The organism is Achromobacter sp. Root565 (assembly GCF_001427425.1).
Classification (GTDB): domain Bacteria; phylum Pseudomonadota; class Gammaproteobacteria; order Burkholderiales; family Burkholderiaceae_B; genus Achromobacter; species Achromobacter spanius_D.
Genome location: NZ_LMGO01000006.1, coordinates 542843 through 567519, shown reverse-complemented (window position 1 = coordinate 567519; position 24677 = coordinate 542843). Strand labels below are relative to the sequence as shown.

The window sequence follows — 24677 nt, the reverse complement described above, 5'->3', positions numbered from 1 at the left end:
CGCGGTCGGGCGGGCGGGTTGGCGGGCGGCTCTGATACGACGATAACGGTATGACTGATCCGCCGCTTCGGCGGCCAGGCTCAATGCCCCGTCGAGTCGCCCTGACGGCTGGCTTCGAACAGGAACCACGTGCGCCGCTCGGTCTCGTCGATCCAGTTTTCAATGAGGCTGGAACTGGCGATGTCGCGATGCTCGTCGGTGACGTTGTGGGCTTCACGCAGCGACGCGGCCAGCACCTTGTTGTCTTCGCGCAGTTCGGCCAGCATGTCCAGCGGCTGCACGTAGTCGGCGTCGTTGTCGGCAATGCGCTGCGACCGCGAGATATGCCCGATGGACCGCAGCGTGGTGCCGCCAATCTTGCGGATGCGTTCGGCGATGGGATCCGTCATGGCGAACAGCTGATCGCCCTGCTCGTCCAGCAGCAGGTGATAGTCCCGAAAGTGGGGACCGCTGACGTGCCAATGAAAATTCTTGGTCTTCAGATACAGCGCAAATACGTCGGCCAGTATCTGGTTCAGCGCCGCGGAGATGTCGCGGGTGGCGTCAGCGGCGAGGTCGGTGGGCGTCGCCAGCGGCGCCTTGCGGCGGTCCTTCAGCGCCTTGGTGGTCTTCTCATTCAGTTTCTTGGCCATGAATCGCAGCTCCTGGATATGAATCGGAAAACACGATCGCGGCGCGCTTGCAACCGGCCGCGAGGCTCAGCGTAAATCTCCGGCTGCGCTTTGCCAATGCCCGGCGCGACGAAGGAGTATGCTACGCCGCTTCGCATCTCCCAGTTTCCTTCACCACCATGCGCGGCAATCCCGACGCCAGGCAAGGCGCCATCGCGTTGCACGGGTTCTATTTCCTGTACTACGGCTTGCAGGGCGTAAGCATCCCGTTCTTGCCCTTGTGGTTCGCCAGCCGGGGACTGGACCCGGCGCTGATCGGGCTGATCGTCGCCACCTCATTCCTGCCAAAGATCGTGTCGACGCCGATCGTGGCCCACGTGGCGGACCAGACGGGCCGCGCCCATGCGCTGATCGCCTCGGCGCTGGCCGCATCGCTGGCGCTTTTCGTGTGCTATCCGTTCAGCCAGACTTCAGCTTGGCTGCTGGCGATCACGTTGCTGCTGAACGCGGTGTTTCCCGCCGTGCTGCCGCTGATGGACCGCATGGCCATTGCAAGCGGGCGTGGACAAGGCAACTCCTACACGGTGATGCGCGCGTGCGGGTCGCTGGGATTTGCCACGGTGACCGTGGCGGGCGGCTATCTGATCAAGACGTTCGACACGGACTGGGTGATGTGGCTGTCGATCCTGCTGATCGTCGCGTGCCTGGCGTGCGTGCGCCTGTTGCCTCGGGCGGCACGGCCTGCGGCCAACGACACTCCGGTCGACCGCACGCGCCTGCCCATGCGCGACGTCCTGCGGGACCGCCCGCTGCTGTTGTGCATCGCCGCGGCTTCGCTGGTGCAGGCGAGTAATGGCTTTCTGTATTCCTATTCGACGCTGCACTGGACCGCGAACGGATTGTCGACGGCGATGATTTCGCTGCTGTGGGTGGTGGGCGTGACGAGCGAGGTTCTGTTCTTTTTTCTGGCGCCTCGCATTTTGGCGCGCACGGGCGCGCAGTGGCTGATTCTTGCCTCGGCCGTCATGACTGCGATCCGTTGGACGGGATTGTCTGCCACCACGGATCCTGCGTTTATCGCTGGCCTGCAATTGCTGCAATGCTTCACCCTGGCCGGCAACAACGCCGCGATCATGTGGTACATCACCCGCCATGTCCCGGCAGCCTGCAAAACGTCCGCGATTGCGTTGTACGCGTTGCTGTCGGGCGGCGTGTTCATGTTCGCCAGCATTCAGATTGGCGGCGCGATGTATAGGAGCTATGCGCCGGGTGGCTTTCTAGTGATGGCGATTTGTGCGGCTGGAGCGGTGCCGATGGTGGGGTATGCGGAGAAGATTCGGCGGCGGGGGACGGTGTGATTGTGGTTGGCGGTTGCTAAGCATGGTTGGCGGTTGCTGGGTATCGTCGGCGTTGCTGGGCATGGTTGGCGTTCTTTAGACGCCCGGCGCGGCGTGGGCCTGGGGCGGGCGGGGCTCCGATTGCGGTCCGGAGCCTTCGCTCCGGACTGCCCCGTCCTCAACTTCGTCCGCCTTCGGCTCCCTTCAGTTTCCGTCGGGCGCATCTAAACGCCCCGCCCACCCCAGGCCCACGCCACACCGGGCTCTGATTGCCTAATCTTTACGGGCGCTGGGGCGAGATGGGTTCTTTAGGTTCTTGCACACGGCGGGGTGGAAGAAAAGCGTCTTGCGGTGCCCGCCCCCGGCCGGCCGCGCGGGCGGCCTTTGGGGGCTTACGCAGCGTCTTGCGTCGTGGCGATGACGCTTCGCGTGTGGCTGGATCTGGGTCAGGTGTCTGACACCCTGGTGAGATGGCCGTCATGCCAAGCCCATCTCCCAAGGGTGTCAGACACCGGCAGCCGCATCCACCGCCACATTCGTAAGACTGATTCGGGTGTCTGACACCATCAGCAGCAACCGCCGCCCGCCAGTCATCGTCAAGTGAAATCCAGTGCCCGATGGGCGGCGCGCGTACTGGTCGGCAAGCTGACGCTGGAAGTCGCTGCGCGCCGCCCATCACCGCCCCACCCCCGTATTGGAGCGCCCATTAGCAATCACCCCTCCGTCAGCGCGCAAGCGCACAACGCTCGACGTCCCACGGAACCGATGCCGATTGCCGCCGCCCGGGCGGCAGCAATTCGGCGGCCCCGCAGATCCCCTGCCCCGTCCACAGGTCTTGCAGCGCGCAAACCAAAGAYGCGCCCGAGGGAATCTGAAGGGAAGGCCGAAGGCCTGGACGAAGATGACAACGGGGCAGTCCGGAGCGAAGGCTCCGGACCGCAATCGTGGGCGATCGCACCCACGGTGACCGCGGCGTCGGGCGACCTACGAAGAACTAATGCAACCTACGAAGAACATAACGCGCACGAAAATCGCCCCCTACGAACTGCCTAACATCACCCACAAAAAAAAAGGCCCTGCATCCGCAAGGCCTTCCAATTACCACTTCAGCAGCACCCAATCCGCTTCTTCCCCCCGTATCGCGCCTCCTGACGCTCCCGGAAGAAATCCTCATAGCTCATTGGCTCCTGCTCAGGGTGCGTGCGCCGCATATGCTCGACATAGGTCTCATAATCCGGCACGCCAACCATCAGCCGGAGCGTCTGCCCCAGGTAGCGGCCGGCGGCGCCGGCCGCTGAAGTCATATTGCTGAACAGCATGCGGCTTCTCCTGGATAAAGGTCAGTCCGCGCCAGCCGCGGCGGCTGCGGGCAGCGACTCGTACGGCGTTTCGCGGGACGTCGGCTTGTTTTCGTTGCGGGCGCGCTGCACCGACTTCAAGCCGAACACCACGATGCTCACCACCACGAAGATGAAGATCGCGCACAGCCCGGCGTTGATGTAGTCGTTCATCACCACCCGCGACATCTCGCCCAGCGACTTCGCCGGCGCCAGCACCTTGCCCTCGGCAATCGCCGCGTTGTACTTGTCGGCGTGGGCCAGGAAGCTCACGCGCGGGTCCGAATGGAACAGCTTCTGCAGACCGGCGGTCAGCGTGCAAGCCAGCAGCCAGAGCGTCGGCAGCACCGTCACCCACGCATAGCGGTCGCGCTTCATCTTGAACAGGACCACCGTGCCGAGCGTCAGCGCAATCGCGGCCAGCATCTGGTTGGCGATGCCGAACAGCGGCCACAGCGTGTTGATGCCGCCCAGCGGATCCACCACGCCCTGATACAGGAAGTAGCCCCACGCCGCCACGCACAGGCCCGTGGCGATCAGGTTGGCCGGCAGCGAATCCGTGCGCTTGAGCGACGGGGCGAACGTGCCCAGCAGATCCTGCAGCATGAAGCGGCCCGCGCGGGTGCCGGCGTCCACGGCCGTCAGGATGAAGAGCGCTTCGAACAGAATCGCGAAGTGATACCAGAACGCCATCATGCCCGGACCGCCCAGCGCCTGATGCAGGATGTGGGCCATGCCCACGGCCAGCGTCGGAGCGCCGCCGGCGCGCGAGATGATCGTGCTTTCGCCCACGTCCTTGGCCGTCTGCACCAGATCGGCCGGCGTGATCATGAAGCCCCAGCTCGACACCACCTGCGCGACCTGCTCCGGCGTCGTGCCGATCACGGCCGCCGGGCTGTTCATCGCGTAGTAGATGCCCGGTTCGATGACGCATGCCGCCACCAGCGCCATGATGGCTACGAAGGATTCCATCAGCATGCCGCCGTAACCGATGTAGCGGGCCTGGGTTTCGTTCTCGATCAGCTTGGGCGTCGTGCCCGAGGAGATCAAGGCGTGGAAGCCCGACACCGCGCCGCAGGCGATGGTGATGAAGAGGAACGGGAACAGGTTGCCCGACCACACCGGACCGGTGCCGTCGACGAATTGCGTCAGCGCGGGCATCTTCAGTTCGGGGGCCACGACCACGATGCCGATCGCCAGACCGACGATCGTGCCGATCTTCAGGAAGGTCGACAGGTAGTCGCGCGGCGCCAGCAGCAGCCACACGGGCAGCACCGAGGCGATGAAGCCGTAGACGATCAGGATCCAGGTCAGGCCCTTGCCGTCGAAGTCGAACATCGGGCCGATGACCGGATGCGCGGCCACGTCCTGACCGAACGTGATGGCTGCCATCAGACCCACGAAGCCGATGATGGACACCTCGCCGATCTTGCCCGGACGGATGTAGCGCAGGTACACGCCCATGAAGAGCGCAATGGGAATGGTCGCGGCCACCGTGAAGGTGCCCCACGGCGAATGCGTCAGCGCCTTCACGACGATCAGCGCCAGCACGGCCAGGATGATGACCATGATCATGAACGCGCCGAACAGCGCGATCACGCCCGGGATCTTGCCCAGTTCCGACTTGACCAGGTCGCCCAGCGAGCGGCCGTCGCGGCGGGTGGAGATGAAGAGGATCGTGAAATCCTGCACGGCGCCGGCGAACACGACGCCGGCCAGGATCCACAGCATGCCAGGCAGGTAGCCCATTTGCGCGGCCAGCACCGGGCCGACCAGGGGACCCGCGCCGGCGATGGCGGCAAAGTGGTGGCCGAACAGCACGTGCTTGTTGGTCGGCACGTAGTCCAGGCCGTCGTTGTACTTCCAGGCCGGCGTCATGCGCGTCGGGTCAAGCTGGAAGACCTTTCGTGCGATGAAGCGGCTGTAGTAACGGTAGGCGATGAGATAGACGCAGACGGCGGCAATCACCACCCAAAGCGCGTTGATGGTCTCCCCTCTGGCCAGCGCCACGGTGCCCAGCGCAAACGCGCCCAGTACCGCAACCGCCAGCCAGACCAGGTGCTGACCCAGTCCCTTACTGCTGGTGTGCATAAGTGCTCCTCTTGCCTCCCGCCATGCTCTTGGCGTGAAACGCTTTTTTCGTCCCGCGGAAGGCAGACTCATTGTTGTGGGGTGGCGGACGCACGCGTCCACGCTGCGTCAGGTCGACGCGGGCGCCAGTATTGCGCTGCGGCCATCGCGCCAACAAGCGCGGAACTACGCAACCGAGCTACGTGTTACTACGTCATGCGCCGCAGCAAATTTCCGTGGAAATCGTAAAATCCCCGAAGTTTCCGCGTTCCCGCCTCGATTCCCTTCCGGTTGATGCGTCGCAGCAAATTCGCTCCGACCTGATACAAATCCTTATGAAGCTGCGTCTCAAAATCTTGCTGCTTGCGGCGGTCCCGTTGCTGGTGGCCGTCGCCGCCATCACGGTCGCCGTCTACGTGCAGGGACTGCAGTTGGCGCAGCGCGAAAAACAGGTGGTCGAAACCGCCTGGCTGGCAAGCAAGGAAGGCGAGCTGCGCCACTACGTGAACCTTGCCTACAGCGCCATCGCGCCGCTGCAGGCCGCGGGCGACGACGAGGCCACGCGTCAGCGCGCCCTGGACCTGCTGGCGCAAATGGAGTTCGGCCACGACGGCTACTTCTTCGTTTATGACCTGAATGGCAAGAATCTGATGCATCCGCGCCAGCCCGAACTGGTCGGGCAAGACCTCTGGAACCTGCGCGACACCAAGGGCCAGCCCGTCATTCAGAACCTGCTCACGGCGGCGCGACGTGGCGGGCAGCAGGGCGAGGTGGTGCACTATCTCTGGGAAAAGCCGTCCAGCAACCAGACCGTGGAAAAGCTCGGCTACGTGGTGGTGCTGGAACGCTGGGGCTGGATGCTGGGCACCGGCATCTACCTGGACGACGTGCAGCAGGCGCTGGTGCGCATCGACGCCGCGGCGCAGGCCAACATTCGCGACATGTTCGCGTGGGTGGCTGGCATTGCCGCCGTGTCCATCCTGGGCGTGGCGGCCTGTGGTCTGGCCCTCAATATCAGCGACCATCGCCAATCCGACGCCAAGTTGCGCCTGATGGCCCGCCAGATCGTGCGCTCGCAGGAAGACGAGCGCGCCCGCCTGTCGCGCGAGCTGCACGACGGCATCAGCCAGGTGCTGGTATCGGTAAAACTGTCGCTGGAGGCCGCCCGCGAGCGGCTGCGCCAGTCGCACACGGACGATTCCCGCGCGCTTGCGCACATCGACACGCCGCTGGGCGGCGCGCTGGACCGCCTGAACATGGCGGTCGGCGAGGTCCGGCGCATCTCGCACAATCTGCGCCCCACCCTGCTGGATGACCTGGGCCTGCCCGCCGCGCTGGAGCATCTGGGCCGGGAGTTTGCCATCCGCCCCGAGAACGGCGCGCCGCCGCTGGCCGTGGACCTGCGCACGGTCGGGCAGCCGGTGAAGCTGCCCGACGCCTATGCGACGGCGCTGTTCCGCGTCACGCAAGAGGCGCTGACCAACGTCATGCGCCACGCCGGCGCCACGCGCGCCGACCTGACGCTGGCGTATTCGGCGCGCGACCTGCGTCTGACCATCAGCGACGACGGCTGCGGCTTTGACGACGCCGAGGTCCAGCAGGACCCGCATCGCGGCATCGGCCTGCGCAACATGCGCGAACGCATGAGCGCGCTGTCCGGCACCCTGACGTTTCATTCCACCGCGCAAGGCACGACCTTGCAGGCCTGGCTTCCGCTGCCGCCCGCCGGCGGCCCCCTTCCGACGCATTCTCAAGCATGACCGACAAACCCGACGCCGTCCGCCTCCTGCTGATCGACGACCACCCCCTGGTGCGCGATGGCCTGCGCCTGCGCCTGGAAACCGTGCCGCAGTTGCGCGTGGTGGGCGAAGCGGGCAACGCCGCTGCCGCCCAGGCTTTCCTGGCTGCCTGCATGGCCGAGGACCCGCAGGGCAGCACCCTGCCTCATCTGGTGCTGATGGACCTGAACATGCCCGGTGTCGGCGGCCTGGAGCTGACCGCGCTGCTGCACGAGCGCTATCCGCAGATCGCAGTATTGGTGCTGTCCATGCACGACAACCCCGAATACATGGTGCAGGCGGTCAAGGCCGGCGCTCGCGGCTATCTGCTGAAGGACGAGCCCGCGCAGGAAATCATCACCGCCATCGACGCCGTCATGGCCGGCCGCAGCTACTTCAGCGCCGCAGCGGCCGTGCGGCTGTCGCAGGCCAGCGCCCTGGCCACGCTGCTGACGCACCGCGAACGCGACGTGCTGCGCCATATCGCGGACGGCCATGCCAACAAGCAGATCGCGCAGACGCTGGGATTGTCGGTGCGCACCGTCGAGACGCACCGCTTGAACATCAAGCGCAAGCTGGGCATCGATGGACAGGCCGAACTCATCAAGTACGCGGTCGAAAACCGGGGGGTTTGAACGCGGGAAATACCCCCACACGCCGCGGGTAAGCCCGCGGTCCGTCCGCCCCGCTGAGGTAGACTTGCGACACCTACGCATTACGCCAAGCACCAAGCCTGGCGTTACCCCACGCATCACCCTTCGCATCATCGCGCGCCAGAGGGCGCGCCGCCAGGAGTCCCCATGTCATTGGAAAAGCACTACACCGCCATTCTCGAAGCACTAGGGGAAGATCCGTCCCGCGAAGGGCTGGCCGACACGCCCGCCCGCGCCGCCAAGGCCATGCGCCACCTGTGCCGCGGTTACGACCAGAATCTGGAAGAAATCGTCAACGGCGCGCTGTTCACGTCGGACACGCGCGAGATCGTCCTGGTCAAGAACATCGAGCTTTACTCGCTGTGCGAGCACCACATGCTGCCCTTCATCGGCAAGGCGCACGTCGCCTATCTGCCTGCCGGCAAGGTACTGGGCCTGTCCAAGGTGGCCCGCATCGTCGAAATGTACGCGCGCCGCCTGCAGATCCAGGAAAACCTCAGCCGCCAGGTGGCTGAAGCCGTGCAAAGCGTCACCGGCGCCGCTGGCGTCGCGGTCGTCATCGAGGCGCAGCACATGTGCATGATGATGCGCGGCGTCGAGAAGCAGAATTCCTCCATGGTCACGTCGGTGATGCTGGGCGAGTTCCACGAAAACCCGTCAACCCGCGCCGAATTTCTTAGCCTTATTCGCTGAACGGTGTCTGACACCCTACCGGCGCGGCCGTAATCTGACGGATATCTCTGGCGGGTGTCAGACACCTTGCCGAAGGCCGTGATCTGACGGCGCTCTCTGCAGGGTGTCAGACACCCGGCATGCAGTCACTGCCACGTCCCTCATCCTTTTGGCGCATATCGCGGGCCCGCCCGCTGCGACGACGATGCCCGTTCGGGCATTGCCGGCGCAGCCGGCGGGCCCGGTTGCTTTTGGCTCCTACTGATCCGGACATCTGGCCCTAGCGTTCTGGTCCCATCCGGGCAAACTGGAACCAGCAAGCCGGTCGCGCCGGGGCGCGGCCGTTCTCTCCCGGAGATCTCCATGAACGCGATATACCGCCTGATTCGCCGCTGCACCCTTGCCGGCCTGGCCGCCGCGCTACTGGCTGCGCCCGCCTACGCGCAGACCAAGCTCGTGGTGGGCTACCAGCTCATCGTCGGGCCGTTCCTGTCCGCCATCGCGGACGGCAGTTTCGACAAGGCCCTCAAGGACGCCGGCTACCAGGTGGACTGGCGCCAGTTCACCTCCGGCGGCGACATCTCCACCGCGCTGGCCTCGGGCAACGTGCCTGTCGGCGTACTGGGTTCGACCGGGATCACCTCGGCCGCCACGCGCGGCGTGGACATGCAGCTCTTCTGGATCCTGGACAACATCGGCAAATCCGAAGCATTGGTGGCGCGCAACGGCTCCGGCATCAACAGCACCGCCGACCTGAAGGGCAAGCGCGTCGCCACGCCGTTCGTGTCGACGTCGCACTTTCATTTGCTGGTCGGGCTTGAGCAGGTCTGGAAGGTGCCGCCCCGCGACGTGCGCATCCTGAACATGCAACCGCCGCAGATCGTGGCCGCCTGGCAGCGCGGCGATATCGACGCCGCCTACGTGTGGCCGCCGGCGCTGACCGAGATCGCCAAGACCGGCAAGATCATTGCCGACTCCGAACAGATTGGCGCGGCCAGCGTGCCGACCTTCGACGGCATCGTGGTCGACAAGGCCTGGGCGCAGAAAAATCCGAAGTTCATGGCCGCCTTCACCGGCGTGCTGGCCAAATCCTACGCGGACTATCGCGCCAACAGCGCCAAGTGGACGGCGGATTCGCCGCAGGTCAAGGGCATCGTGAAACTCATCGGCGGCAAGCCGGACGACATCGTCGAGGCGCTGGGCCTGCTGGTCTTCCCGACCGCGGAAGAACAGGCCTCCAAGACGTGGCTGGGCGGCGGCAAGGACTCGGGCGCCGCCCGCGCCTTCGCGGCCAGCGCCAAGTTCCTGAAGGACCAGAAGCAGATCGACAAGGCGCTGGACGACTACAGCCCGTTCGTCACGGACCAGTACGCGAAGGCGGCCCTCAAGTAATCCGTCCGGCCCGGCCCGGCGCCACCCCGGCGCCGGCCGCAGCGTCATGGCGGGGCCCGCAGCCGCAGGTCTCGCCGCCACGATCAGGGGGAACAGCATGACCATGCAGTCCACACCCGCCGCGCAGCGCCTGTGCGCGGAAGGCGTCAGCGTCACCTATCCCGGCCTGCACGACAGCGGCCCCGTCATCGCGCTGCACGACGTCAACCTGACCATCCAACCCGGCGAATTCGTCGTCGCGCTGGGCGCGTCGGGCTGCGGCAAGACCACGTTGCTCAGCCTGCTGGCCGGCTTTCTGTCGCCGACCGAAGGCGAGATCACGCTGGGCGGAAACCCCATCGTCGGGCCGGGCGCCGACCGCGGCGTCGTGTTCCAGAAGCACGCCCTGCTGCCCTGGCTGAACGTGCTGGAGAACACCGAATTCGGCTTGAAGCTGCAAGGCGTGGACAAAGAGACCCGCCGCGCGCGCGCCCGCCGCAATCTGGAACTGGTGGGGCTGCAGGACTTCCACCGGCACATGATCTACCAGTTGTCCGGCGGCATGCAGCAGCGCGTGGGCATTGCGCGCGCGCTGACCTGCGACCCCGCCATGCTGCTGATGGACGAGCCCATGGCCGCGCTGGACGCGCTGACCCGGGAAACCATCCAGGAGCTGCTGCTGGACATCTGGCGGCAGACCAACAAGATGTTTTTCTTCATCACCCACAGCGTGGAAGAAGCGCTCTTCCTGGGATCGAGGCTGATCGTCATGTCGCCGCGCCCGGGCCGGATCACGCATACGTTTGAGCCGGCGTTCAACCGGCGCTACCTGGAGACCCGCGATGGCCGTGGCATCAAATCCAGTCCCGACTTCATCGCCATGCGCGAACAAGTCCTCGGCATCATCTACGGGGACGAGCGCGCCGCCGCCCCGCACGCCCTCCATGCCTAAGCGCCGCATCGGCCACACGCCGGCGGCGCCGGGCAAGGTGTACGGGGCGCCGGGCGCCGGCTACAGCGGCCACATCAGCCTGCTGACCAGCCTGGCGCTGATCGCGCTGTGGTTCCTGGTGACCAGCGCCGGCTGGGTGCGGCCGCTGTTCCTGCCGTCGCCCATCGCCGTTTACGACAAGTTCGTCTTTGCCATGACCGAAGGGGTGGCCAACTCCACGCTGACCGAGCACGCGCTCGCCAGCCTGGGCCGCGTGTTCGGCGCGTTCTTCCTGGCGTGCGTCACGGCGACTCCGGTCGGCATCCTGATGGGCGTGAACCGCTACGCGCGCGGCGTCTTCGATCCGCCGATCGAGTTCTACCGTCCACTGCCGCCGCTGGCTTACCTGCCGCTCATCATCATCTGGTTCGGCATCGGCGAGTTCCCGAAGATTCTGCTGATCTACCTGGCCATCTTCGCGCCCATGGCGATCGCCGCGCGCGCGGGCGTGCGCTCGGTGTCCATCGAGCAGATCCACGCCGCCTACGCCATGGGCGGCACCAGCCGCCAGATCGTCTGGCACGTGATCCTGAAGGCGGCGATGCCCGAGATCTTTACCGGCATGCGCATCGGCATCGGGGTCGGCTGGACGACGCTGGTTGCCGCTGAAATGGTGGCAGCCGACCGGGGCCTGGGCTTCATGGTGCTGAACGCCGCGCAGTTCCTGGCCAGCGACACGGTCATCATGGGCATCATCGTGATCGGACTTTTTGCGTTCGCCTTCGACCTGCTGGTGCGTTACCTGGAACGCTTCGCCATCCCGTGGAAGGGACGAATCTGACAGGGCAATCCCCCATTCCTTCCCCCATCCGGCTCCCTTATTCTGAGACTCGGACGCCCCGGGCGCGGCAGTGCAGCGCCGGGCGTGTCCGCAGTCAAAAGGAGCCAGCCATGTCCAGCCAGGCCTCGATGCTCAAGCCTGTGTTGTGGGAACGCCTGTTCGAAAAGGCCAGCGCGCCCAACCTCAGCCTGCAGGGGCGCGTGCGCCAGATGCTGGTGTCGGCCATCCTGAGCGGCCACCTGCCGCCCGGCATGCCGGTGCCGTCCAGCCGCTACCTGGCCGACCAGTTGCGCATCGCGCGCAACACTGTGGTGTTTGCGTACCAGCAGCTCGTGTGCGAAGGGTATCTGGTGTCGCGCGAACGCAGCGGACACTTCGTCAGCGACACCGTCATGGAAGGCCACTCGGGTCCGGCTGCCGACGCCACGCCGGCGGATGGGCCTGAAACCGGTGGTGTGCGCTGGGACGAACGCCTGCGCTTTCGACCCTCGCGGCAACGCAACATCACCAAGCCGCGCGACTGGCAGAAGCAGCCCTATCCCTTCGTCTACGGCCAGTTCGACCAGGACCTCTTTCCCACCGCCGAATGGCGCGAATGCTGCATCAAGGCGCTGTCGGTGCTGGACATCCGCAGCTGGGCGCCGGACCTCATCACGCATGACGACCCGGCGCTTATCGAACAGATCCGCACCCAGGTGCTGCCGCGCCGCGGCGTGTGGGCGGACGCCGAGGAAATCGTCATCACGGTCGGCGCGCAGCACGCGCTCTATCTGCTGGCCGACCTGCTGGTGAACGAGGACACCGTGGTCGGCATGGAAGACCCCGGCTATCCGGACGCCCGCAACATCTTCGCCAGCCACACGCGCCATCTGCTGCCGCTGCCCGTGGACGAACAGGGCCTGCGCACGGGCACGCAACTGCTGGGATGCGACTACCTTTTTGTGACGCCGGGCCATCAATGCCCCACCACCGTCACGCTGTCCATGGAGCGCCGCGCCGCTCTCCTCGCCTTGGCGCGGCAGTCCGACAGCCTCATCATCGAAGACGACTTCGAAAGCGAAAGCCGCTGGGGCGAAGGCGCGATCCCCGCGCTGAAAAGCCTGGACCGGGACGGGCGCGTAATCTATGTGGGCAGCCTGGCCAAGTCCTTCGCGCCGGGCCTGCGCATCGGCTACATCGTCGCGCCGCGCGGGCTGGCCGCCGAACTGCGCGCGCTGCGCCGCCTGATGCTGCGTCACCCGTCCGCATACATCCAGCGCGCGTTCTCGCTCTTCATCTCGCTGGGCCACCATCATTCGCTGCTACGTCGCCAGTCGCAGGCCTATCAGAAGCGCGGCGCCGAATTGGCGCAGGCGCTGGCCCGGCACCTGCCGGATTTCACGGCCATTCCGATCACCGGTTCGTCATCGTGCTGGCTGCAGGGGCCGCCGTGGCTCAATGCGGCGGCGCTGTCGGAGGCCGCGCTGGCTGAAGGCGTCGTGGTCGAACCGGGGGACGTGTTCTTCATGGACGGCGCCAACGCGCCGCGGAACTTCCTGCGCGTGGGGTTTACGTCGATCCGGCCGGAACATATCGAACCCGGCATCGCGCGGCTGGCGAAGGTGGTCGACGCCCAGCGGCGCGTGGCGCAGGATCTCGTGCTTGACGGTGTCTGACACGCTTCATTTTGACGGTGTCTGACACCCTGGTGAGAACGTCCTCATCCTGCGATGCCGTCTCAGAGGGTGTCAGACACCTGCATCATTGCCCTTCATTTTGACGGTGTCTGACACCCTGGTGAGAGCGTCTTCATCATGCGATGCCCTCTCAGAGGGTGTCAGACACCTGCATCATCGGAGGGACTGACGTCCCCGCACCGCTACAGCAACTCGTCCCGTAAGTAGTACCAGCGGTACAACAACCCCTGCCCAATGCGGCGGAATGGTGCGAAGAGATGCCCCGGTAAAGGCGTGTCGTAAATCGGCAGGTTCCACGCAATCCCGTCCTTGCCCATCATCCGTTGCGCCAGCCGCCTGCCCGCGTGGGCCGAGAAGGCCACGCCGTTGCCGCCGTAGCCGAAGGCGTAGTACACCTGTTGCGCCGGATCCGGTTGCGTCACGCGCGGCATCATGTCGTGGCTGACGTCTACCCAGCCCCACCACGAATACGCCACATCCACGCCGCGCAGCGCGGGGAACTTGCGTGCCAAGCCTTCGCGCAGCAGTGCAAGGTGGCGCGGGTTTTCGGCGTCTGCGCCGCGTAGCGCGCTGCGGCTGCCTATCTGCATGCGGCCGTCGGGCAGCAGGCGGTAGTAAAAGCGCAGCGTGCGCGTGTCGGTGATGAACACCGTGCTTTTCAAACCCGCCGCCTCGCGTTCCTCTGCCGACAGCACCCGCGTGACCATCGAATTGGACAGCACCGGCATGATGCGGTTGTCCAGCAGCCGGTTGACGCCCTGCGCGGTGTAGCCGCCGGTGGCGAAGGCCACGCGCCGGGCGCGCACGGTGCCGCCGGGGGTTTGCAGCCGGTACACGCCGTTCTCGACGCGCCAGCCCAGCACGGGGCTGGACGGATGGATGCGCACGCCCAGCGCACGCGCCTGTCGCAGATAGCCGTAAGCAAGCTTGAGCGGGTGCACGCCGACACCATCTGGCTCGTGCATGGCGCCCACGGCCTCGCGATCGTCCACGTAGCGTTCGCGCAATTCGGCGCGGCTAAGCATCTTCGTGTCGTAGCCAAAGACGTCGCGCATCACGCGCGCTTCGTTCTGCAGGAAGGCCATCTTTTTCTGGCGATGCGCCGTGTACAGATGCCCGCCGGGCTGCGCGTCGCAATCCACCTGCGCGACCAGGCTCTTCCAATACTCGAAGCCTTCGCGGATCTCGGCATCCAGGCGCTTGGCCGTGTCCAGTCCCCAGCGTTCGATCCACTGCGAGCGGTACAGGCGTCCCGACGCATTCTGGCCCTGGCCGCCATTGCGACTGGTGCAGCCCCACACGGCGCGATTGGCCTCCAGCACCACGGCCTTCACGCCGAAATCGCGCGCCAGCGCCAATGCCGCCGACAGGCCCGTGAAGCCGGAGCCGACAATCACCACGTCGGCATCGACGTCGCCGCTGATCGGTCCATCGTCTTCGGGCGGCGTACCGGCCGTCGCCACCCAGTAGGTGGGCGCGTAGTCCTGGCCCTGGCCGGGCGGCGAGACCAGCGGATCGTAGGCCGGGTTGTAGGCGTTGATGGCGGCGCCGGACGCGGGCGCCGGACGGGAGATTCCGACCGACATTTGCGTGTCCATGATGTTGGCTAGCCCCGTGCCGGCAAGGCCGGGCGCTGCTTGCGGAAGGCGTTCTTCACCTGGATCTTGCCGCCCTTGAAGGTGAACACGTCGACCATGTCGGCCTCCACCCGCGAGCCGTCCGCGGCCGTGCCGCGAAACGTGGACTCGGAGACGCCGCGATCGCCGGCCACCCAGTGCCGGCCGTTTTCCCATTGCGCGTCCGGGAAGTTCTTCCAGGCCGCGGCGAAGGCCGCGCGCACCGCTTCCGGGCCTGCATGGCGGCTGCCGTACTGCTCGGGGCCGCCGACGGTCTCGAACACGCAGTCTTCGCTCATGAATGACATCAGGGCGTCGATATCGTGCCGGTTCCAGGCGGCCGCAAACTCGGCCAGCATTTCCACGGTGACGGTCTGTTGCATTGCCTACCCTCCTTCTCTGGCGCGGCGCGAGATGCGTCCACGCTGAACCTTCAAGGTACGTGCGCGGCATGCGCGCGGGTAGGACCAGACGCGGGGAATCGCTTGCACCAGAACTAGCGCAGCGGCACGGCGCAGGCTGCTTCGTGCGCGACTGCGACGTCGACATCGAGCAGCGCCGCCAGGTCCAGATGTGCCGCGATCGCCGGCATGCGGGTGACGCCACGCATGCCGATCACGACCAGCGATGGCTCGCATTGATCAGCAGGCGCGCGCGCCTGCGTGTCAAAGCGCACGCGCCGGCCCGCGAATTGCACCAGCACCCAGCCGTGCCGGCCGGTGCGGACCCAACCTTTGGCGCGCAGCACGTCTCGGGGCAACTGCTTCAGGCGCTCGGCCAGCATGTCCGCGTCCAACACCGCGGGCGCCCGCCATAGCCAGCTTTGAAAAGGATGGGCGGGATCGGACGGGTCGACGTGGTGCGGTATGTGCCGGCCGACGTGAGCGCCACCGGGATAATCGCCATGACCGCAGGCTGGACCGCAGTCATGACCGCACCCATCCTCCGCCTCATGCCCACTCGCCGTCCCCTCATCGCCGCCGATCAACACCTGCAAATCCACCCGCCCCTCACACACGCGCACCACGGGCGCCCCGCCGCTTGCCTCGTGCAGCCAATCCTGCACTGCCGCCAGCGCATCCGGCACCACCAGGTCGATTTTGTTCAACACCAGCAAATCCGCGGCGCGCAGCTGCCGCTGCACGGTATCCGCCAACAGTGGATCGGCCGCCACCTCGCGGATGGCGCCGGCATCGGCCAGTACCACCACACCTTCCAGCTGCAACAGCGGATCGGCCATCCCGACCTGCGCGATTCGGCCAGGATCGGACACGCCGCTCGCCTCGATGACAATCCATTCCGGCAACGGATCCAGCGCCAGCACACGCGCCAGCGCGTCATCCATTCCACCCGCCATCGAGCAGCACACGCAACCGTTCGCCAGCCGGATCACGTTGTCGGCGCGCTCCGCGATAAGACCCGCGTCGATGTCGACAGGCCCGAAGTCGTTGACCAATACCGCCGCGCGGCGCGGGCTGGCGGTCAGCACGTGGTTCAGCAAGGTGGTCTTGCCCGCGCCCAGAAAGCCGCCCACCACCGTCAGCGGTATGCGCGCCACGTCACGCCTCCCGCAGCGGCAGCGGACGCCCGCCGATGACCGTGCCCAGCACCTTCAGGTCCTTCAAGGATTCCGGCGCGGCTTCGGACGGATCGTCCGCCAGCACGCAGAAGTCCGCGTACTTGCCGACCTCGATAGAGCCCACCAGATGGTCCATGTGCAGCGTGTACGCGGCGCCCAGCGTGATGGCGTGCAGCGCGGCGTCGACGCCGATGCGCTCGGACTCGCCCAGCACGCGGCCCGAGGCCGTCTGCCGGTTCACGGCGCACCAGGCCGTAAAGAGCGGACCGAGCGGCGTGATGGGCGCGTCGGAATGGATGGCGTACGGCACCCCCGCGCGCGCCGCCGACGCGCACGCGTCCATGCGGTTGGCGCGGTCCGGCCCCATCGTCAGCGCATAGTGCGCATCGCCCCAATAGTAGATGTGGTTGGCAAAGAGGTTCACGCACATGCCCAGGCTCGCCATCCGGCGGAACTGGGCGGAGTCGGCCATCTGGCAATGCTGCAGCGTGTGGCGATGGTCGCGCCGCGGCGTGCGCTGCAATGCGCGGTCCACGGCTTCAATCGCAAGCTGCGTGGCCTCGTCGCCGTTGGTATGGATGTGAAGCTGCGCGCCGGCGTCGTGATAGGTTTGCACCATCGCGTCCAGTTCGGACGGCGCGATGACCCAGATGCCGTTGGGTGCGCCGTTGAAGTAGCCCGGCCAGCGCACGCGCGCCGTAAAGCCCTGGATCGACCCATCGACCACCAGCTTCACCATGCCCAGATGCAGCTTGGCGTGATTCAGCCGCCGCGCGGCCGTCAGCTTTTCCAGGCAGCCAGCCGCGTTGCCCGCGTACGTCAGCGCCGACGCGGCGGGCACGATGCGCACCGGGTATTCCTCCTCGCCCGTCACGCGCGCCAGGGTCGCCAGGCCTTCATCATTCAACTCGTTGACCAGATCCGTGGCGGTGGTCACGCCCGCCCACTGCGCCACCTTGCCGAACATCCGCAGCCCTTCCTCAGTCAGCCCGACCGTGCGGAACGGGCTGCCGATCAGCCGCATGACCGGGAACATGGCCGCGAATTCGCAGAGCTCGCCGCTCGGTCTGCCGTCCGCCAAGCGGGTCACGCCCTCGATGTCGGTGTCGCGGTCGATGCCCGCGCGCGCCAGCATGGGCGAGTTGACGTTCATGAGGTGCATGCTGGCGTGCATGACCACGATGGGCCGCTGCGCCGACACGGCGTCCAGGTCATGAATGCTCATGCGATCGCCGCCAAAGAAGATGGGATCGAAGCCCCACCCTATCAGCGTCTCGCCCTGCGCCAGCGCGCCCTCGGCATCGCGCAACCGGGCCGCAACCTCCGCGAAGCTTTTCAGGCCGGACCAGAGTTTGCCGTCCGGTCCGCGCCGGTCGTAGTAGCCGACGTAGACGAACTTCCACATGCCGCCCTCGGGCAGATGGCAATGTCCCTCCACGAGGCCCGGCATCAGCACGCATTCTGCAAAACGATCGTCAACCTGCGCCGGCCCCCAGCCGGCCAGATCCTCCCGGTTGCCCACGCCCAGAATGCGGCCATCCCGCACGGCAACGTGCGTGGCGCGCGGCTGCGCGGGGTTCATGGTCAGGATCGATCGGGCGACATAAAGCGTCGTGGAGCCGGAAGGCTGGGTCATCGGGGTTCCTTATCGGTCGGTGAAATCGGTACGCGCGGATCAGCCCTGCAACGGCGACACCGTCACGCCATCGCGCGTCTCGACAAAATGGCAGGCCACGTGATGCGCCGGCGCTACCTCGCGCAATTCGGGCTCACGGGTGGAACACAGCGCCTGCGCGGCCGGGCATCGCCCCGCGAAGCGACAGCCGGGCGGCGGGTTGACCGGGCTGGGCGGATCGCCTGTCAGCTTGACGCGCCGCGCCGCCGTTTCGCGGCCCCCCTTGACTGTCGGCACGGCGGACATCAGCGCCACGCTGTACGGATGCAGCGGCCGTGAAAAAAACGCCCGCCGCGAGGCCCGCTCAATGATCTTTCCCAGATACATCACGGCGATGTCGTCGCACACATGCTCCACGACCGCCATGTCGTGCGAGATGAAAAGAAACGACTGCCCCTGCTCGCGCTGGATGCGCCGCAGCAGATTCAAAATCTGCGCCCGGATGGCGATGTCCAGCGCCGACACGGGTTCGTCGCAGACGATCAGGTCCGGCGCGCTGGCCAGCGCCCGGGCAATATTCAGCCGCTGCCGCTGTCCGCCGGAAAACTGGTGCGGAAAAAGTTGGCGTTGTTCGGGCCGCAGCCCCACCAGTTCGAACATCAGCGCCACGCGCGCCTCGCGGCCGCCGGGCGGATCGATGCCCATCAGGTCCAGCGGCGTGCGCACGATCTCCTCGGCGCGCTGACGCGGATTGAGCGACGAGTACGGATCCTGAAACACCAGTTGCAGGCGCCGCCGCATCCGCCGCAGGGCTGCGCCGCGCATCGCGGTCAGGTCGCTGCCGTCGAAATGGATGCTGCCGCCGGTGGGGTCCGCCAGCCGCAGCACCGACAGCGCCGTGGTGGTCTTGCCCGAGCCCGACTCGCCCACGATCGCCAACGTGCGGCCGCGCTCAAGCTCGAACGACACGCCGTCCACCGCCCGCACCACCACCGGCTTGCCATCGCGTCCGCGCCCGCCCACCGGAAAATGCACCGACAGGTCGCGCACCGACAACAGGGATGACGATTGCGCCTGGCTCATTGCGATGCCTCCGGATAAAGCCAACAGGAAACGCCCTGCCCGCCGGCCAGCACGGTCATGGGCGGAAACTCGCGGCTGCAGCGCGCCATGGCGCGGTTGCAGCGGTCGACGAACGGACAGCCGACGCCACGCTCCCACACGGACGGCACCACGCCCGGAATCTCGGGCAGGTCGGGCCGCTCGTCGTCGGGTTCGCGGTCCAGCTCGGGCAGGCACGCGATCAGGCCCTGCGTGTACGGATGGCGCGGCTGCGCCAGAATCTGACCGACACTGCCCTGCTCCACCACCCGCCCGCCGTACATCACCACCACGCGGTCCGCCATCTCGGACACCGCGCCCATGTCGTGCGTGATCAGCAGCACGGCGGTGCCCCGGCGTGCCTGCTGCTCGCGCAACAGGTCGAAGATCTGCGCCTGCACCGTCACGTCCAGCGCGGTCGTGGGCTCATCGGCAATGAGCACGTCCGGGTCGCAGGCGAGCGCAATCGCGATCATGACCCGCTGCCGCATGCCGCCAGACAGTTGATGCGGATAATCGTCCACGCGGCGCTCCGGCAGCGGGATGCCCACGGACTTGAGCATCTCGATGGCGCGCTCGCGCGCCTCGCGCTTGGACAGCCCCTGATGCAGCCGCAGCGGCTCGCCAATCTGGTCGCCCACCGTGTAGACCGGGTTGAGCGCCGTCATCGGCTCCTGGAAGATCATCGAAATATTGTTGCCGCGCACCCGGCGCATCGCCTCGTCGTCGTGCATGGCAAGGTCCGCGCCGCGCAGGCGCACGTGACCGGCGCCCACGCGCGCCAAGGGCGGAATCAGCCGCATGATGGCCAGCGCCGTCATGCTCTTGCCGCAGCCCGATTCCCCCACCAGGCACAGCGTTTCGCCGGGACGCAGGTCGAAGCTCACATCGCTCAGCACCTCGGCCTCACGGCCACGCGTGCGGAACGCCAGGCTCAGGCCGTCCACTTCCAGCACGGGGGCCATGTCGGCGGCGTTCATGCCCGGCCCCGCGATGTCGGATTCAAGGCGTCGTTCAGCCCGTCGCCAATCAGGCTGACGGCCAGCACGGTCAGGAAGATGGCTGCGCCCGGCAGCGTCACCGCCCACCACGCGGTCAGGATATAGGGGCGGTTGCTGCCGATCATCAAGCCCCAGCTCATCACATTGGGATCGCCCAGGCCCAGAAACGACAGCCCCGCCTCAAACAGGATCGCCGTGCCGATGGCCAGCGTGGCCGACACGATCAGCGGCGCCAATGCGTTCGGCAGGATGACGCGCCAGATGATGCGCGCGTCTCCGGCGCCGATCACGCGCTCGGCAAGCACATACTCGCGCCGCTTGAGCCGCAGGAACTCGCCGCGCGCCAGCCGCGCCGTTCCCGTCCAGCTCACCACGCCGATGGCGACCGCGATGGTGGCCAGCGACGGGCTGAACAGCGTCACCAGCACCATCGCAAAGAGCAAAGTGGGCAGCACCTGAAAAAACTCGGTGATGCGCATCAGGGTTTCGTCGACCCAGCCGCCGTAGTAGCCCGCCAGCGCGCCAACCGTGATGCCGATGGCCATGGACAGCACCGCCGCCACCACGCCCACCAGCAACGTCGCGCGGCCGCCGTAGATCATGCCGGTCAGCACGTCGCGGCCCAGGTAATCGGACCCCAGCAGCAGCTCACCGCCGGGCGGCTCCATGGGCGCCGCGGCAATCTCGAACGGGTCGGCCTGCATCAGCATCGGCCCGAAGATCGTGATTGCCAGAATCGTCGCCAGCAGCAGCACGCCGGCCAGCGCGCTGGGGTTGCGCGCGAACACGCGCAGCGCCTCGTAAGTTGGCCGGGGTGGCGGCTTGGGCCGGGCGTCGGCGCCGGCGGCGCCGGGCAGCGCGATGGGTGCGGGTCTCATGATGTCTTGATCCGGGGATCGATCAGGCGATACGCCAGATCGGTAAGCTGGTTCATCACCACGACCAGCAGCGAGGCAAAGAGCAGGATCCCGAGCAGGGTCGGATAATCGCGCCGAAGCACGGAGTCGAATGCCAGACGCCCCAACCCGGGCCAGTTGAAGACCGTCTCCACCAGAATTGCCCCGGCCAGCACGTTGCCGAATTGCAGACCCAGCATGGTCACCACCGGCAGCACGCCGTTGCGCAGCGCGTGCTTGTACAGCACGGTGTTCTCGGGCAGCCCCTTGGCGCGCGCGGTGCGGATGTAGTCGGCCTGCAACGCGTCCATGACGCTGGCCCGCGCCAGGCGGCTGTATTGCGCCAGGTACACGAACGCCAGCGTGAAGGCCGGCAGCACCAGGTGATGCAGCACGTCCAACGCGCCCGCCCAGCCGTCCTGCGGACCGCCCGCCGACCGCATGTCCGACACCGGAAAGATCGGCCACACCGAGGCAAACAGGATGATGAGGATGATGCCGGTCCAGAACACCGGCGCCGAATAACCCACGACGGACAGCAGCGTGATGCCTTGCGACAGCAACCCGTTGGGCTTGCGGGCGGCCAGCGTGCCCAGCAGCGTGCCGACCAGGAACGCGACGGTCACCGACGTCACCACCAGCAGCAGCGTGGCGGGCACGCGATCCCAGATCAACTGGGCGACCGGCACGTTGAAAAAGTACGAGTAGCCCAGATCGCCGCGCACGACCTGCCCCAGATAGATGCCAAGCTGCGCGAGGAAGGGCTTGTCCAGCCCGTACTGCACGCGAAGCTGGGCCCGCAGGTCTTCGCTGATGCCGCCCATCGACCCCGCGATGGTCTCCACAGGGTCGCCCGGCGAGATATGGATGAGCAGAAAGTTCAGCGTCACCACGGCCAGCAGCAGGATCGCGGCGTAGAGCAGGCGGCGCGAGAGGTATCGCAGCATGACGGCTCCCGCTACTGCACGGAGGTGTCATCCAGCGGCGACAACAGGCCCCATATGCCGGACGGCAGACCTTGCACCTTCTTGGACGACAGCGTGTGGTACGGAATGACGGTCAGGAAATCGATGGGCACATCCTCGGTCACCAGGCGCTGAAACTCCGCATACAGTGCGCGGCGCTTGTCCGCGTCGGTCTCGGTGCCCGCCTGCTCCAGCAGCGCATCGACCTTCGGGTTCTTGTAGGACTGCGTGTTGGTCCAGATGATGTCGCGGATGTTGGACGACATGTACGTGCGATGCACGCCGATGACCGGATCGCCCCAGTTGAAGACGATGTCGGTGGTCATGTCGAAGTCCTTGCCGGCGATGCGCTTGGCCCAAGTCGGAAAGTCGGGCGAGGCGCGCACCTGCACGTTGATGCCCACCTTCTTCAACTGGCTGCGCAGGTATTCCGCGACATTCTTTCCCTGCACGTCGCTGCCGGGCATGTAGTCCACCGTCAGCGTCATGCGCTCGCCCTTGCCGTCCTTCTTGAAGCCGGCCTCGTCCAGCAGCTTTTCAGCCTGCTTCAGATCCAGCGGGTACTTCTTCACGTCGTCGCTGGCGAAGGGGCTGGTGCCCACGATGGGCCCATGCGCCGGCGCGGCAAAGCCCGCGTTCAGCGCCTTGGTGATGAAGCCTTTGTCGGTCGCATAGGCGATGGCCTGGCGCACCCGCACGTCGTCCAGCGGCTTGCGCGTCGTATTGAACGCCAGCCAACTCAGCGCGCCGATGCCTTCATAACCCTTGTTGGTCATGACGATGGACGGATTGTCCTTGGCGCGCCGCAGGATCGTCGGCTCGGTCATGAACGGCAGCGCGCCGATGTCGCCGCGCTCCAGCCCGATCAGCAGATTGGTCGCATCGGGATTGATCTTGACCACCACGCGGTCCAGCAGCGGCTTGCCCTTGATGAAGAATTTGTCGAAGCGTTCCAGCACGATCTCCTGGCCCGGCTTGAATTCCTTGAAGATGAACGGCCCCGAGCCCACCACGTTCGCGGAGTTGCGCGGATGGTTTTTAAGGTCCTGGCCGTCGCCGTAGATGTGCTTGGGCAGCACGGGCATCAGCGCCGGCGACAGCGCCAGCAGAATGGCCGGATGGGGCTTGCTCATGCGCAGCACGGCGGTGCGGGCGTCGGGCGTTTCGACGCTTTCGACGGGCGCGAACATGGTCTGAAACGGATGGTTCTGCTTGACTGCCATGATCGAGAACGCCACGTCCTCGGAGGTCACGGGCTTGCCGTCATGAAAGATCGCGTCGCCGCGCAGGTGCAGCGTCAGCGACTTGCCGTCCGGCGCCAGTTCCCACGACTCGGCCAGATAGGGCTGCGGATTCCAGTCCGCGTCGTAGCGCAGCGGACTGGCAAAGAGCTGTGAGCTGGGCAGCGCCGTGGCGGTCCCGGATTGGACCGCGCCGTTCAGGTGCCGCGGCACCTGCGTGGAGCCGATGACGAGCGTGCCGCCGGCCTTGGGCGCATCCGCCGCGGCGGCGCCCCCCGCCATTGCAAACACCGACAGAATCGTGGCCAGGCCTAGTCTTGCGCTGCGCATGTGCTACCCCTTTGATGTTGTCGCGTGAACCATTCATGGATGGCTTGCGGTCTAGCGTAGTCATCCCTCGGATGCACGCTTAGTACCAAACCGCTGGACTTGGTGGTGCCAGGCCAGCCTGCTCTCAGCCGCCCAGCGCGTGCGCGTACAGCGCCGCGACGGCGCAACTGTTGACGCGCGCCTCCATGGAATCGGACCGGCTCGTCAGCAGCACCGGCACGCGTGTGCCCAGCACCAGGCCCGCCGCGCCGGCGCCCGCCAGCCACGTGAGCTCCTTGTAGAGCATGTTGCCGGCCTCGATGTCCGGCACCAGCAGGATGTCCGCGTCGCCCGCCACGCGCGACACGATGCCCTTCTGGTCCGCCGCTTCGCGCGAGATCGCGTTGTCGAACGCCAGCGGCCCGTCGATGTCGCCGCCGCGGATCTGCCCTCGGTCCGCCATCTTGGATAGCGCCGCGGCATCCAGCGTGGCCGGCATCGCCGGATTCACCGATTCGGTGGCGCACAGCACGGCCACCTTCGGCCGCTCCACGCCCAGCGCGCGCGCCAGGTCGATCGCGTTCTGCGCGATGTCCGCCTTTTCCTGCAGCGACGGCGCGATGTTGACGGCCGCATCCGTCAGGATCAGCAGCTTCGGATACGCCGCCACCGCCATCACGAAGGCGTGGCTGATGCGCCGATTGGTGCGCAGGCCCGATTCACGCGTCACCACCGCGGACATGAAGTGGTCGGTGTGCAAGCTGCCTTTCATCAGCATGCTGACCGCGCCATCGCGCGCCAGCGCCGCGGCGGCGCGGGCGGCCAGCAGTTCGTCGTCCGGCGTATCGACGATCTCCATGGAACCCGCTCGCATGCCCTCCTGCGCCATCAGCGCGGCGATGCGGCCGGCCGGCCCGACCAGCACCGGCTCGATGTAGCCGGCCTCGCTGGCCTGGACGGCGGCGCGCAGGCTGACGGGGCACAGCGGATACGCCACCGCGGTGCGCAGCCGCCCCGCCGCCAGCGCGGCAACGCGCAGCGGCTCGAACAAACGGTCGAAAGCCATGTCTTCGCTCC

21 protein-coding genes are annotated in these 24677 nt (G+C 66.6%); 8 read left to right on the top strand and 13 right to left on the bottom strand.

The genetic code is table 11. The features are described 5' to 3' along the window. Window positions 1-80 precede the first annotated feature (80 nt). On the bottom strand, window positions 81-632 hold the full coding sequence (locus tag ASD71_RS23990) for a Dps family protein (protein WP_056570452.1): 552 nt from the start codon (window positions 630-632) through the stop codon (window positions 81-83). A gap of 158 nt (window positions 633-790) precedes the next feature. Here ASD71_RS23990 and ASD71_RS23985 point away from each other — a divergent pair, with 158 nt between their 5' ends. After that, window positions 791-1969, top strand: a complete 1179-nt coding sequence (locus tag ASD71_RS23985) for an MFS transporter (RefSeq protein WP_056570450.1) — start codon at window positions 791-793, stop codon at window positions 1967-1969. A 1085-nt stretch (window positions 1970-3054) separates the two neighbouring features. On the opposite strand, the gene ASD71_RS23980 is transcribed toward ASD71_RS23985, so the two are convergent. Both ASD71_RS23980 and ASD71_RS23975 read right to left on the bottom strand, forming a co-directional pair. Next, a complete protein-coding gene (locus ASD71_RS23980) occupies window positions 3055-3267 on the bottom strand; it encodes a YbdD/YjiX family protein (RefSeq protein WP_105238611.1) in 213 nt (70 codons plus the stop codon). A gap of 21 nt (window positions 3268-3288) precedes the next feature. After that, complete coding sequence (locus ASD71_RS23975; protein ID WP_056570448.1) at window positions 3289-5376, bottom strand: carbon starvation CstA family protein; 2088 nt, start codon at window positions 5374-5376, stop codon at window positions 3289-3291. A gap of 314 nt (window positions 5377-5690) precedes the next feature. On the opposite strand from ASD71_RS23975, the gene ASD71_RS23970 reads away from it, so the two are divergent. The 7 genes from ASD71_RS23970 (at window position 5691) to ASD71_RS23940 (ending at window position 13256) form a co-directional block, all read left to right on the top strand. Beyond that, window positions 5691-7115: a cache domain-containing protein gene (locus ASD71_RS23970; protein WP_056570446.1), complete on the top strand. Its 1425-nt coding sequence runs from the start codon at window positions 5691-5693 to the stop codon at window positions 7113-7115. After that, complete coding sequence (locus tag ASD71_RS23965; protein WP_056570444.1) at window positions 7112-7768, top strand: response regulator transcription factor; 657 nt, start codon at window positions 7112-7114, stop codon at window positions 7766-7768. Before ASD71_RS23970 ends, ASD71_RS23965 begins: the two co-directional genes overlap by 4 nt. Before the next feature lie 165 nt (window positions 7769-7933). Next, window positions 7934-8479 (top strand): GTP cyclohydrolase I FolE, encoded by a 546-nt coding sequence (folE, locus tag ASD71_RS23960; protein ID WP_056316955.1) that lies wholly within the window; start codon window positions 7934-7936, stop codon window positions 8477-8479. A gap of 342 nt (window positions 8480-8821) precedes the next feature. Further along, complete coding sequence (gene tauA, locus ASD71_RS23955; protein ID WP_056570442.1) at window positions 8822-9850, top strand: taurine ABC transporter substrate-binding protein; 1029 nt, start codon at window positions 8822-8824, stop codon at window positions 9848-9850. Between the two features lie 97 nt (window positions 9851-9947). After that, a complete protein-coding gene (locus ASD71_RS23950; RefSeq protein WP_056570440.1) occupies window positions 9948-10781 on the top strand; it encodes a taurine ABC transporter ATP-binding protein in 834 nt (277 codons plus the stop codon). Beyond that, window positions 10774-11601, top strand: a complete 828-nt coding sequence (locus tag ASD71_RS23945; RefSeq protein ID WP_056570438.1) for an ABC transporter permease subunit — start codon at window positions 10774-10776, stop codon at window positions 11599-11601. The genes ASD71_RS23950 and ASD71_RS23945 overlap by 8 nt, the downstream gene beginning before the upstream one ends. A 110-nt stretch (window positions 11602-11711) precedes the next feature. Continuing rightward, entirely contained in the window at window positions 11712-13256 is a 1545-nt protein-coding gene (locus ASD71_RS23940) for a PLP-dependent aminotransferase family protein (RefSeq protein WP_056570437.1), read from the top strand. Window positions 13257-13459: 203 nt separating this feature from the next. On the opposite strand, the gene ASD71_RS23935 is transcribed toward ASD71_RS23940, so the two are convergent. The 10 genes from ASD71_RS23935 to ASD71_RS23890 all read right to left on the bottom strand — a co-directional run bounded on the left by ASD71_RS23935 (window position 13460) and on the right by ASD71_RS23890 (window position 24666). Continuing rightward, the gene (locus tag ASD71_RS23935) at window positions 13460-14863 is read right to left on the bottom strand and encodes an FAD-binding oxidoreductase (RefSeq protein WP_235512305.1); all 1404 of its coding nucleotides are present in this window, start codon (window positions 14861-14863) and stop codon (window positions 13460-13462) included. A 20-nt stretch (window positions 14864-14883) separates the two neighbouring features. Then, a complete protein-coding gene (locus ASD71_RS23930) occupies window positions 14884-15276 on the bottom strand; it encodes a nuclear transport factor 2 family protein (protein WP_056570433.1) in 393 nt (130 codons plus the stop codon). A 113-nt stretch (window positions 15277-15389) separates the two neighbouring features. Further along, complete coding sequence (locus ASD71_RS23925) at window positions 15390-16451, bottom strand: GTP-binding protein (RefSeq protein ID WP_056570431.1); 1062 nt, start codon at window positions 16449-16451, stop codon at window positions 15390-15392. Between the two features lies 1 nt (window position 16452). Further along, the gene (locus ASD71_RS23920) at window positions 16453-18108 is read right to left on the bottom strand and encodes an amidohydrolase (RefSeq protein ID WP_056570429.1); all 1656 of its coding nucleotides are present in this window, start codon (window positions 18106-18108) and stop codon (window positions 16453-16455) included. A 39-nt stretch (window positions 18109-18147) separates the two neighbouring features. Next, window positions 18148-19170, bottom strand: coding sequence for an ABC transporter ATP-binding protein (locus ASD71_RS23915; protein WP_056570427.1), 1023 nt, complete (start codon window positions 19168-19170; stop codon window positions 18148-18150). Continuing rightward, window positions 19167-20168, bottom strand: a complete 1002-nt coding sequence (locus tag ASD71_RS23910) for an ABC transporter ATP-binding protein (protein WP_082579032.1) — start codon at window positions 20166-20168, stop codon at window positions 19167-19169. Before ASD71_RS23910 ends, ASD71_RS23915 begins: the two co-directional genes overlap by 4 nt. After that, window positions 20165-21067 (bottom strand): ABC transporter permease, encoded by a 903-nt coding sequence (locus ASD71_RS23905; RefSeq protein ID WP_056570426.1) that lies wholly within the window; start codon window positions 21065-21067, stop codon window positions 20165-20167. Before ASD71_RS23905 ends, ASD71_RS23910 begins: the two co-directional genes overlap by 4 nt. Continuing rightward, window positions 21064-22032 carry an ABC transporter permease gene (locus ASD71_RS23900; RefSeq protein WP_056570423.1) on the bottom strand — a complete coding sequence of 323 codons (969 nt, stop codon included), beginning with the start codon at window positions 22030-22032 and terminating at the stop codon, window positions 21064-21066. Before ASD71_RS23900 ends, ASD71_RS23905 begins: the two co-directional genes overlap by 4 nt. Before the next feature lie 11 nt (window positions 22033-22043). Beyond that, window positions 22044-23621, bottom strand: a complete 1578-nt coding sequence (locus ASD71_RS23895; protein WP_056570421.1) for an ABC transporter substrate-binding protein — start codon at window positions 23619-23621, stop codon at window positions 22044-22046. A 124-nt stretch (window positions 23622-23745) separates the two neighbouring features. Beyond that, window positions 23746-24666, bottom strand: coding sequence for a bifunctional enoyl-CoA hydratase/phosphate acetyltransferase (locus ASD71_RS23890; protein WP_056570419.1), 921 nt, complete (start codon window positions 24664-24666; stop codon window positions 23746-23748). Between the last annotated feature and the right edge of the window lie 11 nt (window positions 24667-24677).

Coding starts and splice junctions, on each gene's coding strand:
- ASD71_RS23990 (WP_056570452.1), bottom strand. CDS start 632: ATGGCCAAGAAACTGAATGAGAAGACCACCAAGGCGCTGAAGGACCGC.
- ASD71_RS23985 (WP_056570450.1), top strand. CDS start 791: ATGCGCGGCAATCCCGACGCCAGGCAAGGCGCCATCGCGTTGCACGGG.
- ASD71_RS23980 (WP_105238611.1), bottom strand. CDS start 3,267: ATGCTGTTCAGCAATATGACTTCAGCGGCCGGCGCCGCCGGCCGCTAC.
- ASD71_RS23975 (WP_056570448.1), bottom strand. CDS start 5,376: ATGCACACCAGCAGTAAGGGACTGGGTCAGCACCTGGTCTGGCTGGCG.
- ASD71_RS23970 (WP_056570446.1), top strand. CDS start 5,691: ATGAAGCTGCGTCTCAAAATCTTGCTGCTTGCGGCGGTCCCGTTGCTG.
- ASD71_RS23965 (WP_056570444.1), top strand. CDS start 7,112: ATGACCGACAAACCCGACGCCGTCCGCCTCCTGCTGATCGACGACCAC.
- folE (WP_056316955.1), top strand. CDS start 7,934: ATGTCATTGGAAAAGCACTACACCGCCATTCTCGAAGCACTAGGGGAA.
- tauA (WP_056570442.1), top strand. CDS start 8,822: ATGAACGCGATATACCGCCTGATTCGCCGCTGCACCCTTGCCGGCCTG.
- ASD71_RS23950 (WP_056570440.1), top strand. CDS start 9,948: ATGACCATGCAGTCCACACCCGCCGCGCAGCGCCTGTGCGCGGAAGGC.
- ASD71_RS23945 (WP_056570438.1), top strand. CDS start 10,774: ATGCCTAAGCGCCGCATCGGCCACACGCCGGCGGCGCCGGGCAAGGTG.
- ASD71_RS23940 (WP_056570437.1), top strand. CDS start 11,712: ATGTCCAGCCAGGCCTCGATGCTCAAGCCTGTGTTGTGGGAACGCCTG.
- ASD71_RS23935 (WP_235512305.1), bottom strand. CDS start 14,863: ATGTCGGTCGGAATCTCCCGTCCGGCGCCCGCGTCCGGCGCCGCCATC.
- ASD71_RS23930 (WP_056570433.1), bottom strand. CDS start 15,276: ATGCAACAGACCGTCACCGTGGAAATGCTGGCCGAGTTTGCGGCCGCC.
- ASD71_RS23920 (WP_056570429.1), bottom strand. CDS start 18,108: ATGACCCAGCCTTCCGGCTCCACGACGCTTTATGTCGCCCGATCGATC.
- ASD71_RS23915 (WP_056570427.1), bottom strand. CDS start 19,170: ATGAGCCAGGCGCAATCGTCATCCCTGTTGTCGGTGCGCGACCTGTCG.
- ASD71_RS23910 (WP_082579032.1), bottom strand. CDS start 20,168: ATGAACGCCGCCGACATGGCCCCCGTGCTGGAAGTGGACGGCCTGAGC.
- ASD71_RS23905 (WP_056570426.1), bottom strand. CDS start 21,067: ATGAGACCCGCACCCATCGCGCTGCCCGGCGCCGCCGGCGCCGACGCC.
- ASD71_RS23900 (WP_056570423.1), bottom strand. CDS start 22,032: ATGCTGCGATACCTCTCGCGCCGCCTGCTCTACGCCGCGATCCTGCTG.
- ASD71_RS23895 (WP_056570421.1), bottom strand. CDS start 23,621: ATGCGCAGCGCAAGACTAGGCCTGGCCACGATTCTGTCGGTGTTTGCA.
- ASD71_RS23890 (WP_056570419.1), bottom strand. CDS start 24,666: ATGGCTTTCGACCGTTTGTTCGAGCCGCTGCGCGTTGCCGCGCTGGCG.